General features: G+C 53.6%; 12 protein-coding genes. 2 read left to right on the top strand and 10 right to left on the bottom strand.

What is annotated here, in order from left to right:
• Positions 1–169: 169 nt before the first annotated feature.
• On the bottom strand, positions 170–1,624 hold the full coding sequence (locus tag Poly59_RS10425; protein WP_222436078.1) for a family 16 glycosylhydrolase: 1,455 nt from the start codon (positions 1,622–1,624) through the stop codon (positions 170–172).
• 122 nt (positions 1,625–1,746) lie between these two features.
• Positions 1,747–2,160 carry a PDZ domain-containing protein gene (locus Poly59_RS10420; protein WP_146533987.1) on the bottom strand — a complete coding sequence of 138 codons (414 nt, stop codon included), beginning with the start codon at positions 2,158–2,160 and terminating at the stop codon, positions 1,747–1,749.
• Between Poly59_RS10420 and Poly59_RS10415 the strand changes: the two genes are divergently transcribed.
• Complete coding sequence (locus tag Poly59_RS10415; protein WP_146533986.1) at positions 2,160–2,456, top strand: hypothetical protein; 297 nt, start codon at positions 2,160–2,162, stop codon at positions 2,454–2,456. The genes Poly59_RS10420 and Poly59_RS10415 overlap by 1 nt on opposite strands.
• A gap of 248 nt (positions 2,457–2,704) precedes the next feature.
• Here Poly59_RS10415 and Poly59_RS10410 read toward each other — a convergent pair whose 3' ends face one another.
• The 7 genes from Poly59_RS10410 to Poly59_RS10385 form a co-directional block, all read right to left on the bottom strand.
• On the bottom strand, positions 2,705–3,124 hold the full coding sequence (locus tag Poly59_RS10410; protein ID WP_146533985.1) for a hypothetical protein: 420 nt from the start codon (positions 3,122–3,124) through the stop codon (positions 2,705–2,707).
• 66 nt (positions 3,125–3,190) lie between these two features.
• Complete coding sequence (locus tag Poly59_RS10405) at positions 3,191–3,478, bottom strand: hypothetical protein (protein WP_146533984.1); 288 nt, start codon at positions 3,476–3,478, stop codon at positions 3,191–3,193.
• Positions 3,475–3,645, bottom strand: coding sequence for a hypothetical protein (locus Poly59_RS29345; protein ID WP_186776146.1), 171 nt, complete (start codon positions 3,643–3,645; stop codon positions 3,475–3,477). The genes Poly59_RS10405 and Poly59_RS29345 overlap by 4 nt, the downstream gene beginning before the upstream one ends.
• 46 nt (positions 3,646–3,691) lie before the next feature.
• Positions 3,692–6,148 (bottom strand): glycosyl hydrolase family 95 catalytic domain-containing protein, encoded by a 2,457-nt coding sequence (locus Poly59_RS10400; protein WP_186776145.1) that lies wholly within the window; start codon positions 6,146–6,148, stop codon positions 3,692–3,694.
• A 132-nt stretch (positions 6,149–6,280) separates the two neighbouring features.
• Positions 6,281–7,831, bottom strand: a complete 1,551-nt coding sequence (locus Poly59_RS10395; RefSeq protein ID WP_146533983.1) for a sulfatase-like hydrolase/transferase — start codon at positions 7,829–7,831, stop codon at positions 6,281–6,283.
• Between the two features lie 580 nt (positions 7,832–8,411).
• On the bottom strand, positions 8,412–10,700 hold the full coding sequence (locus Poly59_RS10390) for a right-handed parallel beta-helix repeat-containing protein (protein WP_246151533.1): 2,289 nt from the start codon (positions 10,698–10,700) through the stop codon (positions 8,412–8,414).
• A 282-nt stretch (positions 10,701–10,982) separates the two neighbouring features.
• Positions 10,983–11,786 carry an NAD(P)H-binding protein gene (locus Poly59_RS10385; RefSeq protein ID WP_222436077.1) on the bottom strand — a complete coding sequence of 268 codons (804 nt, stop codon included), beginning with the start codon at positions 11,784–11,786 and terminating at the stop codon, positions 10,983–10,985.
• Positions 11,787–11,930: 144 nt separating this feature from the next.
• Here Poly59_RS10385 and Poly59_RS10380 point away from each other — a divergent pair, with 144 nt between their 5' ends.
• Positions 11,931–12,641 (top strand): hypothetical protein, encoded by a 711-nt coding sequence (locus tag Poly59_RS10380; protein ID WP_146533981.1) that lies wholly within the window; start codon positions 11,931–11,933, stop codon positions 12,639–12,641.
• 177 nt (positions 12,642–12,818) lie between these two features.
• Here the strand turns inward: Poly59_RS10380 and Poly59_RS10375 are convergent, their stop codons facing one another.
• Positions 12,819–14,633, bottom strand: a complete 1,815-nt coding sequence (locus Poly59_RS10375; protein WP_146533980.1) for an arylsulfatase — start codon at positions 14,631–14,633, stop codon at positions 12,819–12,821.
• Positions 14,634–14,654: the final 21 nt, after the last annotated feature.

The raw sequence follows: 14,654 nt of genomic DNA, 5'->3' as shown, positions 1-14,654 counted from the left end.
TCTGGTGCTTTTCCCTCCCCGGCCGCTTTCGCGTCCGACCCTCCCGCAAGCGGGAGGGTGAAGTTGGACGCAACATCAAAACGCGCAAGCGAGTTGCACTGCCAAGTCTTCTTCTTCCTTGTCGGCTTGTTTACTCGATTATTCGAATTGACGAATCGGAAACCTGCCCCTACCGAAGGTCGTCCACTTTCGTGACGGTCACACCATCGACATGCAACAACCCGCCTCGTTGCGACTCGGTATTGTTGAAGAAAACCGTCGCTGTTTCGTTGGCGCTACCGGTCGTGAATTCGATGCTGTATGACTGAAACCAATTGTGAAAAACCTTGCGGGTCAGCCTGGGGGATCCGTGGTCCTCGACGCCCATCCATCCTGCGTGAAATACCACTGGTTTTACTCGAAGGTTGGAAGGCTCTAACGTTCCCGTGGTTGCGGGAGTTCGCAGGTGCGCCGTTAGGAGGTACTTGGTATTCGGCTCGACCGAAATCACTTGACTCGCCGATCCTGTACCGCCCGCACCTATTTGCATCGCGTTGGGGTCCAGGGAAGGATTGTTGTCTTTCCAAAACTTCCATTTGGAAACATCCTGAATGGCAACCGTGCCTTGTGTCTCCCATCCATCCAGATTCGTCTGAAAGTTCCCGTTACGAATCAGGTTTGCTTGATGATCGTCTTGACCGTGCTTGCCATCGGATCCTCGTTTCCAAACACGAACGTAGTCCACTTCGAAGACGGCCTCGTCGCCAAACATGTCAGCTTTCAACTCGGACACACGGCCCTCCCAATCGAATAACTCACAATCAATCCACACCCGCTGGCCTTGGTCAATGACCCAACCGCCGAGCCCGTTCAGTTTAACGCCGTCTGCTTCTTCCTTGGTCAAGGTGCGGATCAAAGTTCCATCCACATAAAACTTGATGTAATTTTCCGTCCAGTCAGCCGCATAGACATGCATCCCATCGGTGACGTCAAACCCCAGCGAGTGTTTCTGGGTCCAGTGCCTTCGATTGACAAGATTATCATTGAGCGATCGACTCCAGTTATGAATCGACATCTGCATGGTCCTCGAGATGTCCGCATTGTCCTTTTGCGAGTCCCAGCCTTGGCCGACATGTTCAAACACGTCCAGTTCTCCCCGATTGCCAGTACTTTGGCCATTGCCTACCGCCCAGAATGCACCAGACATCGGGCTCTTGCCGACACGACATTTGATTTCCATGTAGCCGTATTTTAGAAGTTCCTTGCTGATCAGCGCGCCGGTTGTGATCGGAGGAACGCCGTATCCTTCGTCGAAAGGGAAGCTCGGATTCCAGTCGGACTTGATCCTGAGCATTCCCTCACTTTGGGAGATAGCTTCGGGAATGAACTGCGAGTTTCTTCCTTTGTTGCTGTTGTAATAAGGACCTTGCCCATCGTCCTTACCCTGTACATGCCAAATGCTTGAGCGCGTTTCGTCATTAAACTCATCGCTAAACGCATTCTGAACCTGCCACTCGCCCAAGTTCTCCGGATCAGTATGCGGAAGACACTCCGCACAAAGATCATCCGACTGCGCCACTGACCGACTGACAGGAGCCGCCAAATTCATGACGAATATGAGCAGATAGAACGCACGAAATGACATAGTGTTCATGATTGGCAACGATGCAATAGGATTCTGAAACAAGATAATTGTACTTTGCGAACCCAAGTATGCGACGAGGAATCCCAGCAATAGAACGCCCAAGCAGAATTCGAAGAACCCGACTAAGGAAGTTCCGGCACTGGGGGACGCTCAGCGAATCCAACCTTGTTACCTCGACTGCCTTCGCGCCGAAACTGAAGAGATAGCGATTGATCGGCTGGTGCCTCGTTGATGATCCTGGCTAAATCATCAACGCTCTTAACCATTTGGTTATTGCACGTGTTGATCAAATCACCATTGCGCAATCCAGCAGCACCGAATTCCCGATACCCGGGAGTAAAGAGCACCATCACGCCACCAATTTCTGGCGAGATACTCCAGACGGAATACTCTGCACCTTCAATATTGCGAATTTTTCCTCCGAGCCAGTCGTACACGATGGACTTGGGATCACTCGAAATATTTCGTAGTGCTGGAATCTCCGGGGTTCGTGCATCGGCACGTAACTGCGGATCACGCACACCAAACTGATCCATTGGGGAATTTTGTGGACCTTGATGCGGCGATTGTAGTTGTTAACGAAAACAGCATTCCCACCAAATGGTTCCAACGTGCAGTGATGTTCCCATTGCAGGTCAAGCTTCGTACCACCGCTGATCACGGCACCGCCATCGTTCTCGGCGCGATACACCACCGGATACCGGGCTGTTCCAGAATCGGCCGCAGTAAATGTCAAGGTTTGCGGCAGACAATAGACACCGTCTGCGACGTGAACCAGAACCGATTCCTTGCCGGCAAAAATCTGCGTCTTTTGTTGCGCATCAGCGAGTGAATATAAGGGCTTCGATTTTGTTCCCGGATTGTTGTCGTTGCCGACCGGACTGACATAGAGCTCCGCCGCCTGCAATGAACCGAGTGTCCAAAACAGAATAGCGACGGGACGTGTGGTCCATTTAATCATTGCACTGATCCTAAAGTGAATCCAATTTGCGGTAGTTCGATTTGCCAATCTTTGTTCCGACGATTCCAAGGCGTTGCGTTGCACTCAAAGTGCTTTAGGTTCATTGATTTTTTCAGGAACTAGGGTTCGAAATGCAGTTGGACTTGATCGAGGATCGGTTTGGATTTGTTTTCCGGGGTGTCGGTTAGACGCAGTTCAAATTGGTAACCGTAACCCGCTGGCAACGCACTCAGATCCAGTTCTGCCGGAGTCCTCGTAACTTGTTTGGCAAAGTCGGTGATGTAGTCGTAGCCCTCTTTGACTTCCTGCCAGTCGGTCCACGTGTCAATCCTCGCATCGTGGTCCGTGTCCACGCCGATACGCACCTGGATGCTCTCTGTCCAAGGGCCGCGGCTTATGGAATCCTCTTCAGGTTGGGTTGCCAGCCAGAAACGTCCTTCGGCAAAACAGACATCCGGATCGGGATGCCCCTGACCGACGCTCCCGCAAAACTCAAACTGCTTATCCAGACTCGATGAAGTGAACCATCCAACACTCATATTGCTACCGCCATCGCCAAAAGATCCAGCGCCGTGGGATCCGGCAGGATCATAATCGCCGAACAACTAATACTGTCCGTCGATACAGATCGATGCCCAATCGCCGTAAGCATTTTGTTCCGACAAATGGACTTCGTACTCGCCGATATCTGACTTGAACCGTTCAGGGGATTCCACGACCCAGTGCGGGTGTTTGTACGTTTTGATCACGCCGGTCAGATTGGTGCGCTCGTCCACCGCCGGTGCCAGAATCTTAACGTCACCCTTCTCGTCTTTGCTCACCGCGTGGCCGGCTAGTGGTGAATCGAACGAATGACTGTTGGCATGAATGGGGCTCCAGTCCTCGTAGATCACGTGAAGTTGCCCTCCAGATCCCGAGTGAAAACACAATCGGAACCATTCGCCGGATCGTCGAACGCTATGCCCATTTTCTTACCGACTTCGCCATCGGCGTACTCGGCGCTTGTCATCCACCCCGACTCTTTGTCGGTGATCGGTCCGTGGTGTACCCCGTTGACCATGTCCCGACTCTCCCAAGCATGATAGCCGCCTAGACTTCTTTTCTTTCTACCGGACGCGCGGAATTGGTTCACGTTTGACCCGTTTCTGCTTCGAAGCCGTGGGCGGTTTCCGGCTGGTGGCCGCAGACGCCTCTTTGTAATAGTGCTGGTGGCCCGGCAGCCGAGTGGTCTTCTCGTTCAGCCCGAACAGATTGCGATCCGATTCGGCGACTGGGATCGGTTTGATCGTCAAATCAACTTGTCCCAAAGCAACTGGCGCAAACGTGACGCTTTGCCCTTTTTTGAGTGGGACTTCATAACTACCGTCCTCGCGGGCAATGATCGTTACGTGAGAGCCGTCGATCGTGATTTTCGGGTTCGGGATGTCTGTCCGCACCACGCAAGGCGAACCAATCAAACTTTTTACGGTCACGAACTGAGTCGCCCCCGCCTGCTTTTTGGCACTGACCAGGAAAGCTCCTTGCCCGCGCAGATCCTTGAAGGCAACATCGTCCCACAGCTTGGGCGACGCAGGAAAGACACGTAGAACACCGCCCCAACTTTGCAGCAGCATGTCGTGAATGCAGGTAGCAAAAGAGAGCGGGCTTTCGATCACTGGATTTCCTTCGGCGTACATCGTCGTCGGAGATACGCGATCGTGCTTGATCAAGTAGTTGAGATAGTGATACGCCTGATCTGAATCGCCAAGCCACGCGTACATGGAAGCGGCCCCGGTTGCGGTATAACCAGTCACCGGCATCGCAGTCACTTTAATGCCACTGTTGAACGTTACGTCCAGCCAGTGATCCAGCGAAGTGCGCATAAGCTGTTTGCCTTCCGGGGTGTCCGGGGTCAGGACAGCCAGCGGATAGAAAGGCAGCAGGTGAGAATAGTGGCGGTGCGGCTTGTCGAAAGGAATCTCCTTGCCGACGCGCAGACCGTTGTCATCGATCTGGAAGTCGACCAGATTGTCGACGATGTTCTGCCACTCATTCGTCAGCGGATCGTTCAGGCTGTGCTCTTGGTTGATGTCGAGCAGGGTTTGGAAACACCACTTCATCAACCCGATGGTGAAATTGATGTCCTTCCCGCGACCACCAGGGTATTCTGGCGACCAGCTCATCTTGATGTGTATTTTTCCGTCGTCGGATGACACCGGATTGTCCTTCAGATAGTTCAGATAGCTATTTCCTACGCCACGAAGTTTAGTGAACAATCCCTCACGGATCCGATCGCGGTCGCCCGCGAACTGACAGTGCAGCCAGTAATCGTGAAGAATCCAGCAGAGCATGTCCGGCACGGTCGCGCCTTGGCCTGCCACTAGATCTTGCGGAAACAACGTGGCCAGACCGGCGCTTTCTTTCCAGCGCTCGGCCACATTCTTAAATAGCTGCGCCTCATGTTTATCGAACCAGTTGCACAGTGAGGAGCCAACGTCCAGTCGGTTGGCCGTCAGGTGCGTCCAGTACTGCAGTTCGACATTCAAATCGCCCCAGACCATTGGCCAGAACGTGCTGTGGTACCACGGCCCCATCAAATCCATCACCGGTCCGTTGCCACGGGTCGCCGATGCAAATTTATACATTTGGATCCAGTAGAAGGCTTCCTTTTCCGGATCATCAATGGTCAGGAAGCTGAGTGGGTAATAGTTGTTCCACCATTTGCGGTGGGCAGAGATGAACGTGTTCCCGGCAAGCAGATCTGTGGCTACCTGCAAATTGTTCGCCACCTTTTCCATGCTGTCGTGTTGCGGAAAGCTGTGATGGACGCTGGCCAGCAGGATCTGTTTGCCGGACGGCTTACCCTGAATCTTCCAGCCGGTCGTTGTTTCGCCCCGATCTTGATACAAGGGTTGAAAACAGAACTGCATCTCGTCCTTTTCGCTCAAGGTCGGCTCCGGCGGCAACTCATACGGAGCCTCACGCATCTTGTTCCAACTTGCGCCCTTCGGTCCGCCGCCGTTTTCCAAAGTCGTGCGTACCGGAGCCTTGGGAACATCCGGGTGCCAGGACACCTTGATGGATTCGTGATCCGCATTGGTTTCGAAATAGATCACGTCATGCAAGCTGTGTGAGAAACCTCGCACCGCATATGAGCCCTTGTTCGTGTTGACGGTGCCGGTCAGTTCCGCGTTCCATAGATCCAGTCGCAGATCCACCGCAGTGATATCACCATCAGACGTCAGGTTGAAATGCCCGAGTGGTAGCCGACTTCGATAAATCCACAACAGTTCGTCACCATCATGCGGCGCGCGGTGGTCGTAGTAGTCGTGACGTCCCGTATAGATCGAAATCACATTTTTCGCTTCGCCCTGCGCCTGATAGAACAAAAATCCGACATTGCCGTTTCCTGTATACGGCGCCACTTCCCAGCGGTTAGGAATCCGGTCCCACACCATATCGTGCTGCGCTAGAAACGATTGAAATTCGATCTCGGTTTCCGAGGCGGCGACGTTATCCGCTGCGATTGCAAGCCCAAACCAACCGGACAGCACAACCACAATCAAAGTTGTCTTCATGTTCATAGTGTTATTCCTGATTCTCATTCTCGTATGCATGACAATAAGTGCTGGGTCGTTGCCGAGCCGCTTTGCCGGTTTGTTCGCAAAACTTCGACCGCCGTGGCGATCGGGCGACAATTCTTGTTCCCGTGATCTTTACTCGGCCAGTTCGACGACGAGTTCTTGGCAACGGTCGCGATAGGTTTGCAGAGTCACTTCGTACTCGGGGCTTGATGCCAAATTCACCAACTCGCGTGGGTCGGTCTGCAAATCGAATAGTTCTTCGTAGATTGGTTTCTCGCCCGCGATGGATGCGTCGGGCAAGTATTGATCGCGATCGTTTTCCTTGCTGAAGTAGCGGATGTATTTGTACCGCTCTCCGCGCACGGCTTCTTGTCGCGGGTAACCTTGCATGGTGAACAAGTTTTCGAGGAACACGTCGCCACGCCAATCGACATGCTTGCCTTCGATTAGCGGCAGCATGCTGACGCCCTGATATGTACTCGGTACATCGAGTCCACACATGTCCAAAATCGTTGCCGGGATGTCTTGCCCCACCACGAACTCGTCACGCTGCGTGCCTCGGACTTTTTCGGGAAGGAAAGGCGAGTAAACGATCAGTGGAACGTGAACGGATTCTTCGTAAAGCATGGTCTTGCCGCCAAAACCGTGTTCGCCCAACAGCAGCCCGTTGTCCGAACAGAACACGATGATCGTGTTCTTGTCTTCGTCGATGTCGGCAAGCATTTTTCGCAAGTTGCCGATGAATTGGTCGATGGCATACACCGCACGATTCATTTTGATTTTCGTGTTCAGCAAACCCTTTCGATTGCCGTGTCGGTAGTACGGCATCAGATCGTCATTGCTGAAAACATGCTTGGGCAAAGTAACGTTCAGTGGATATCCGTCTGGAAACGGAACTGCGTCTGCTCGGTCGTTGTACAACGACGAGTAGAACTCTGGGTCAGTGGGTTCGGACCCCATCGGGCCGATGCTAGCCGCATGGGGGAGATTGAAATTGACCCACGCTGCGAACGGCTTGCCGGGGTCGCGTTGCTTCAAACAATTTGCGACAGATTTGTCGGCGTTTCTGTAGAAGTAATCGAAGTCATGTCCCGGTCTTAAAAATGCCTCGGTCGCCTCGAACAGTCCTTCGACTTGACTGCGGTTTTTCAGGTTCGTAAACGCTTTGTGCTTCCCAAAATGAAAGCCAAGATGTCCCTCGCCGTAATAGCAGAAGTCTGTGTTTTTCTTCAGCGGTGTGTTGCCGCGATCGACAATTTTTGCGTGGTGTTTGCCGATAAAGGCGGTGCTGTAGCCGGCGTCCTTCAGCTTCATCAGCCAACTGTTGGCAAAGGCTTCCTCGGTGATAACGTTTTGGGAAACCATCGTGAATCCGATGTGGTTCTTGCGTTCCCATTGCCCGGTGAAAATGTTTGCTCGGCTCGGTCCACAAATCGGAGTCGTGATGAAGGCTTGGTTGAAAAACACGCCTTCAGTCGCCAAACGATCCAAGTGAGGCGTTTGCGTGACGGGATCGCCTGTCATGCTTAAAGAATTGTATCGCTGGTCGTCCGAGAAGACGAAAACAACGTTCGGCTGCTCGGCAGCCTCCGTTCGGTTCTGGCCGAGCAAGTTCGTGCAAACGACGAACGTTAAAAGAAGTGTATAGCGGTAAGCTGCGGTCTTCACGGCTTTAGTTCCCATGTTTCAGGTCAGATCGTTTTCCAGGTTTCGGGGTACCACCCCGAGCGCGCAGAACGCCAAATTGGTGGCCTGCAGAACATCTCGAGCGTCGTGAAGATCGCCCAGTATGCTGACCAGATAGGCGACTAAACTGCCCTGTCATTTTTTTAATTGATTTACGAATTCTTTATCGAGGTCCGGCATTCATGCCCCAGTGGAATGAAGGAACAGTGGAATGCAGGAACAGTGGAATGCAGGAACAAAAGCAACTCAGCACAGCAATCTCTGTCCAGTGTGTAAACCCAACGCTCTGCAACAAGAGACCGTCCACTCTACTGATCACCTGGATTCGTCAATCCGCTACATCCTTTCTTTCTGTTTTCGGTTTTTCCGTCGTTCAGGTTGTTGGTCTCAGCCTTGGCTCCGCGCGGAGCGGCCTCGATCGCTTTTGCTTAATTTTCGCGAAGCTCGTCTCGAGATCTGCAAAGACCGAGCCGCGGGCATATTGGGGTTCGCCTGAATCGATCGCGGATATTACGTCGACAATTCCGTGCGGGAAGTTCCTCGTGAAAACCGTGGATGGTTCATGCAGCGAAGGACTTTAGTTCTTGTCCCGTCGCCCCATTTGGGAGACGTCTAGCGACTCGATCCCCAATTCCAAGGCGGGGCTACCGGGCTGGAAATTGAAGTCGCTGCCGGCAGGATCCACAAACAGAGGATCGCCGACCAGACTTGCCTTCTCTTTGCCGACCGCCCGCATCCTTTGCAGATGCTCGTCCATCCAGTTTGGGTTGGTTGGATGGTAATACAGATTGGAATCCATGTCCGTTGATTCAAGCTTGGGGCCGACGGTTGTCTGCCCACTTCTCAGTCTTTCGGATTGGGCACGTCCACCATCGGCATGCGAGACGATGATATTTCGCTGTACCTTGGAACCCGTCACCGGAGCCCACTCAAAGCTGATGTAACCGTTTCTGGGCACAACCGCTGGCGCCACAATGAAATTGTTGACGATATCGTTCACTCCCTTTGAAGCAATGCCCGCTGAAAATCCGCCGTTGTTATAGAGGACGTTTCCATAGATGAGCGCATCATGTTGGTCGTCGTCGCAGCGGATCGGTGCCGGCAGGGAATTTGCATTGTTGTCGTGCACATAATTGTAACGCACGATACTTCCCGTCCCCGCCCCGGAGACATAGATGGCGTTTCCATCGGACAGCAACTGTACCGCATGCGAAATTTCGTTGTACTCAAAGAGATTGTGGCGGGAGTGCGTGTACTTCTCGCGACGCTTCCAGTTCTCGTATCCACCGCGTCCTCGACCGCCGTCTTCTTCTGCGATCTCGTGGTGACGTACGGTCCTGCCACCTTCACCGGTTAAGCGCCCGCCAGGAGTCACTCGAGTGGTGATCAGCACCGACGAATAGCCGCTGTGATGCAACTCGTTGTGGACCATTCGGTTGTGCCCACTTTGCCAAGCCCATAGTCCGGGGGAATGCCATGTGATTTCACTAAAATGATGAATATGATTGTTGACGATGTCGTTGTGGTGATTCGCGTCTTTGGTGCCGGGGCCATATCCTGACAATAGGATTCCGGCTTCGCCCAAGTGTGCAAATTCGGAATCGACAATCCGATTACGTTGGGCATGCAGATCCAAACGAACGCCCGAGCCACCGGAATTGATAAAGCGACAGTCCGTCACTCGGCAGTCCTCGGCACCGCGGAAACGAAGGAGTGCGGTTGGCCGGTCAAACATGTCCCAGTCGTGCTGCATTCCCCAGCCAACACGGCCTTCGTCGCTCGTCCAAGCCCAGCGATCGGCATGGGAAAAAGTCAATCCAACAAAAGCGATGCCTCGGACGGGCGTATCCGTGGGGCCGTCGTAATCGATCGTCCCCTCGACACGAATCAGTTCGGTCGTCGTCGGCGCCAAGATCCCACGCGGCGATCCATCGTCGGCAGGATCAGAAGGCCACAGATAGATCTTGCGAGTTTTCGTATTAACAACCCATTCCCCGGGTTCGTCCAAGGCCTCGAGGATATTCTCGACCCACACAACCGAGGCGCCGGGGTCGTGAAGATACCCAGGCAACGGCCCCATAGGGTAGGTCGCGGAAACGCCGGTTGTGGCAACACCCGAGGCTTCATCGATCGATGCGAGCGGCAGCATATTGATTGCCCAGGCTCGGCCTGGTCTTACCTGGATTTCGACGTCTTCAATGTTATCCCAAATCTTAAGCGCCCCTTTGGGAAAGTGGAGTGTCCGTTGAGTGCCCTGCTTCATGTAAGCGAATCCAGAATCTCTGGCGCGGCTAAGGCGACCGTGACTGTCATAGAGCGTGTAGAACCGTTCCATGCCGTCAGGCATGTCAGCCACCCAGACTTTGCCGGTCGCTTTGGCCGGCAATTCATCCGGCGTTGATTCCAATCGCTTCCAGCCGGTAACAGGAACTCCCGCACTGATGACAGGATGCTCGCCAGGGTAAGCAGCGAACGTCAAAAAAGCCGGCTCCGTCACATCACCGGCACCATGCAGTTCGAACGTCACATCCTCGGCGGGCATATTTTCAGCGGGCACCGGGGAACCATCTTCCCTACCCAATACCAATGACCGCTCCAACGAATGGCGTCCCTCGCGAAGGACAATCGCTGCCGGTTCCGTATCGCCCGCTTTGCGTAATGCACGAACTGCTTCTACGGCGTCAGGAAGAGATCCATAGGGTTTTGCAAAACTGCCATCTGCTTGGGAATCTCCATCAACGGAAACGTCGACGGAAACAAAGATGTCCAAGGCAAAGCTTGAGTCGGGTACCGCGAAAAACACCGGCAAGAAAAGCCAAGGGAAAAACATCTTCGTTGAACGAAAGGACAGGCGTTGTATTTTCATAACGTTGGTCTTATTTCTCGACTTCATTTCCAGACAACATCCGTTGGACATTCGGCGCAGTCATTGTCGCCGATATCGTGAATGTAACTCAGTGAGCAAGGGTTCGCTTGCGACGGCGGAATCTAGATGTCACCACCAAGGTGAGTCGACACGAGTCGAGCATTCGTAGAACGCGATGCTGCCTTCGTCTGAAGTCGAGGAACGGGCAAGCAATAGCTGTCGTAGCAGCAGGCTGCGAGGCTGAAACTCAGGCTGGCAGCCTGAACAACGAGCTTCCTCTGTTTAGTTTTTGGGCGTGCAGCTTGCGAGGCTTGATCGGGTCGACTGGCTGGCGACGAAAATCGCTTGTTGGTCGTAGACGTTGGATTCCTTCAAGTGGACCAGGTATCGTGCGAGTCGGTCGAGCGCCACGAAGCGGCCCATCGGGCAGTGACGATCCGTGCTGATGGATCCAAACCCAAAGACGTCTTTGATTTGGGGGCAACGAACAGCCGTCCAGGCAAGCTGTGTTTGCATCAACGCGTTGACTTCGTCTTGCATGTCTCGCCAACGACTGCGGTGCATCATCGGCCAGAGGTATCGAGACGCTAGGCCGTGTAACCCTAGTCGATGATCGCCGGGAACGGACACGCTTTGATGCGTGATCAACAGGTATCGAGTCTTCCTGGTTCGTTGCATCTCGGCCAAGGCGATCTTGGTGATGCTCGCGCTGGTTAGTTGGTCATGGGAACCGACAAAGTTGCCCACGTTGCAAAGATTGATGACACAGGAACTGCCTCGAACGACATTTTGGACATCGCGAGCGAGGAAGCCGTCGCTTCGCAAAACTCGCAGGTCCACGTCCGCAGGATGTTGCAACTTGCTCTGCGTTAACGCTTGAACTTGATAGCCGCAGCGAAGAGAGACTTCGATAATCCGGTGACCGAGTTGGCAGTTCGCACCGAGGACTGAAATGATTTCGCGATCGACCGGCTCATGCACTCCGCTGGATGCTCCGCCAGTGGGCTGAGCGTAGGGAGTTCGGACCGAATTGGATTTGCTGAAAGCGACCATGATCTTGACTCGATGGAGGAAGTTGGAATTCACCGCCACCCTTCGTAAGGACCCTTCGCTTTGCCCAATGTCACACTTTCGTTGTCAAAAAATTCGCATCGAAGTGTGACACGATCGCGAGCGAAATTCCCTGTTGGATTGGAGAGAGCACCTCAGTTCCAAGGGAATGCTAGGCGAATGAGAATGTCAAACCGCCGATTTCGACTGGCTTGGATACCGACTTGGATGCTGGGGCTGGGCGCCATTTGTCTTGCCGGCTTGCCAATCGCTCGAGCTCAATCAGGAACGATCCTGCTCTCTGAGTTGCCTCCACCGCCCGTCGCGATCGCGGAACTGCTGAAACAGGCAGACATTCGTTTTTGCTACGGTTGGCAGGAAAAACCTTCCTCGATGACAATGCCGAGCGGGCGTCGCTTGGATGCGTTAACCGTTTACAAAATGAAATATGACTTTCGTACGCAAAACCGTCTGCAGCGACGAGGCAGTCGTCAACAGATGGTGACGACAATCCGCCTCGGGCGAACCGGACTCACCTGCGGCCATGTCGTTTGGTTTCGCGATCTGCCGAACCGAGAAACGTTTTGGACGAACTGGCTGGTATTGCACGAACTCGATCATGTGCGGATTTCGAGTGACCCGCGGCATGAAAAACAATTCAGGAAACGACTGTCCGAAAACGCGGTGCTTGTTCAGCAATCGGGCGGCAGCGTGTCAACATTCAATGGCCAATCGCAACAGTCTGCAAAGGGGCGCGTCGAGGCTGTCTTTCGAGAAATAACAACGCTGGTCGACATCCGCTACAAAGAACTCGATCGTCTGACCGACCATGGTCTGAGGGCATTGCCTAAGGACACAACCCTTGATGCGATTCTAAATGGATCACCATGAGACGCCGCGAACGAGTCGGCGCTGAGTGCAGAGTCGTAGCGGACGTCGCCAAGACGTTCGATTGCTGGTATCGAAGCGGGTCACTGATTCCGAGCATCGCTCCAAAGGAATCCGCAACGGCCAGCCTAGTGTGTGCCGACGCTACTGGTAGGCCGTCTTTTGCTCTGCACTAACCGTTTATCGGATCCGTTCAACGTAGGCGTAGTAGGCACCGCAGATTTCATTTTCGTTAGAGTCCAAGAATGATGTTCTCATTTCGATGGGGCCCTCCGTGAGATTGACCTCCGTGATGAACGATTCTTGGTCCAGCTGCGGATTCAGCTTTAGCGTTACGTCTCCAACCTGCAGAGTTGCCGACGAGATTGGCAACGGTTTTCCAGGCACGAATACGCCGTCGGTAACGCGGGTTTCTGCGAGGCCGTCCGTCAGTTGCAGTCCAGACTCGCGAGGCCACCGGCGCAGTTCGATTCGGTAGGTTCCAGTCGTCGCGACTTGCAAGTGCCATGTCCCGTTCTTCAACGCAGCATCTCGCACTTGTCTTTGCTGATCAACGAACACATCCAGCCATTCACAAGCAGTCAGCATCATTGGATTTTCCTTGGCGGATCCGATGACCACGCGCTGAGGAGTCATCACGTCATCTTTGACACCGTCCCACCACTGATCCAAGTGAGCATGCATTTTTGCGACGACATCAGGATATTCGGCAGCGACGTCATGGTCCTGGTGGGGATCACTGACAATGTCGAACAGCATGCGATTCTCAAGCAGTCGCCAATGTTTCCATAAAACACCCGCGCCATTGCGTCTTGGAATCGCTGGGCTTTTTTGCGTATAGTTCACTTTTGCGCCCGGCATGCGACTGTAATTGATGACAAGCATCCGATCGCTCAGACTGTCTTTTTCACCGCGCAGAATCGGTGCCAGACTCTGCCCATCGAGTTGGTTAGGCACACCAGCGACGCTAGCCAAGTCGGCAAGCGTTGGCAATAAGTCTTGGACATGCGATAGCTCGGCGACATCGCGTGCCGGTCCGATTAAACCTGCCGGCCAGCGAATAAAACAAGGGACTCGGTGCCCGCCTTCCCAGAGCTGAGTCTTCTTGCCACGCATCCCTGCGTTGAAGTAGTCCTGCCCCATCGTGCTGCCGTTGTCAGTCAGAAAGACGACGATCGTGTTGTCTCGTTCGTCGGACTGTTTCAGGCACTCATCCAATTTGCCGACGTTCTCGTCGATGTTGGCACCCATGGCGAGGAAGCTCACCAGGTCTTCCTGCTGAAATTTGTTCAGGCTTTCGACAACTTCGGGATTCTCTCGGATCGATTGGCGAATTGGCTCTCGATACTTGTCCGGAACAAACCATGGCCAGTGAGCCGCGTTCAATGCAATGTAAGTAAAAAACGGACGTTCGTCTTTTTGCGCCATCCACGCTGCGGCTTCGTCGAAAAAGATGTCGGTGCAGTAGCCTTGATACTTCTTGCGCTGACCGTTGCGAATGTAGGTGTCGTCGAAGTAATCGTTGTCCCAAAAGTCGGGAACGCTGTTGATGTGTGATGAGGGAAACCAGAGAGCTTCGTCGAAGCCACGGTCCTCGGGCCGAAACGGATAGTTGTCACCAAGGTGCCATTTGCCAAAGATGCCCGTCCGGTATCCTGCGTCATGAAAAACGTTGGCGATCGTTTTCACGTCCGTTTTCAAAAGCGTGCGACCACTGCTGACGTTACTTGCACCATTGCGAAATGCATCCAGTCCGGTCATCAACTGGCCACGCGTCGGCGTGCACATTGGCGCGACGTGAAAATCCGTCAAGCGAACGCCTTCGCTGGCGATCTTGTCAATGTTCGGTGTCTGCGTGATCGGATTCCCGTGACAGGAAAATTCGCCGTAGCCTTGGTCATCTGTCATGATGACGATCACGTTGGGTTGCTCGGCAATTGCCGCTGACGCCAAACAAATCAGCAATGCGATTGTCGGGAGAGCATGTTTCGTCATTTCGTTTTCTCGCGTGTTAGA

This window comes from Rubripirellula reticaptiva, assembly GCF_007860175.1.
Taxonomy (GTDB): Bacteria; Planctomycetota; Planctomycetia; order Pirellulales; family Pirellulaceae; genus Rubripirellula; species Rubripirellula reticaptiva.
Note: the sequence above shows the minus strand (reverse complement) of the source record. Positions and strands in the feature narration are given on the sequence as shown.